Here is a 778-nt window from a genome sequence, read left to right as displayed (position 1 = left end):
CCGCCAGCACATGAAATACACCAACTGGCTGGCCGGCACCCGCCATTGGCTGGCCGGTTCGAGGGTCACCTATGCCGATCTCGCGGCCGCGGCGACGCTGTCGGTGCTCGACTATCTCGGCGAGATCGACTGGCGCGAGCACAGCGCTGCACGCGAATGGTACACGCGGGTCAAGTCGCGGCCCTCCTTCCGGCCGCTTTTGACCGACCGGGTGCGCGGCCTGTCACCGGTGTCGCATTATGCGGACCTCGACTTCTGACGCCGCAAAACTGCGCGCGCTGATCGACGCGGAGGCGCAGCGCGCCGGCTTCGATGCCGTTGCCGTCACCTCCCCCGATGCGATCCCGCTGGCGCCGGCGCGCCTGGCCGAATTCGTCGCCGATGGCTTTCATGGGTCGATGGACTGGATCGCCGAGACGCTTCAACGCCGCAGTGAACCAACAGCCCTCTGGCCGCAGGTGCGCTCGATCATCGTGCTGGCGATGAACTATGGCCCCGACCATGATCCGCGCGGGGTGCTGGCCAAGCGCGACTCCGGCGCGATCTCGGTCTATGCGCAAAACCGCGACTATCACGATGTGATGAAGGGGCGGCTGAAGGAGATCGCCGGCAAGATCGTGGCGCGCGCCGGGGGTGATGTGAAGGTATTCGTCGACACTGCGCCGGTGATGGAAAAGCCGCTGGCCGAGGCCGCCGGGCTCGGCTGGCAAGGCAAGCACACCAATCTGGTCAGCCGCGAGCACGGCTCCTGGCTGTTCCTCGGCACCATCTTCACCAC

Annotated in this window: 2 protein-coding genes; both read left to right on the top strand. The window is 66.6% G+C overall.

What is annotated here, in order from left to right; all coding sequences use genetic code 11:
• Positions 1-259 (top strand): glutathione binding-like protein (locus EN984_RS36445; RefSeq protein WP_164766008.1); only part of this gene is annotated, 259 nt, incomplete at its 5' end.
• On the top strand, positions 240-778 hold a 539-nt coding region (locus EN984_RS36440), incomplete at its 3' end, for a QueG-associated DUF1730 domain-containing protein (protein ID WP_127384446.1). The genes EN984_RS36445 and EN984_RS36440, both read left to right, overlap by 20 nt.

It is taken from the genome of Mesorhizobium sp. M7A.F.Ca.CA.004.12.1.1 (genome assembly GCF_003997835.1).
Classification (GTDB): Bacteria; Pseudomonadota; Alphaproteobacteria; order Rhizobiales; family Rhizobiaceae; genus Mesorhizobium.
The sequence above is the reverse complement of the archived record's forward strand: the minus strand, read 5'-3'. Positions and strand labels throughout refer to the sequence as shown.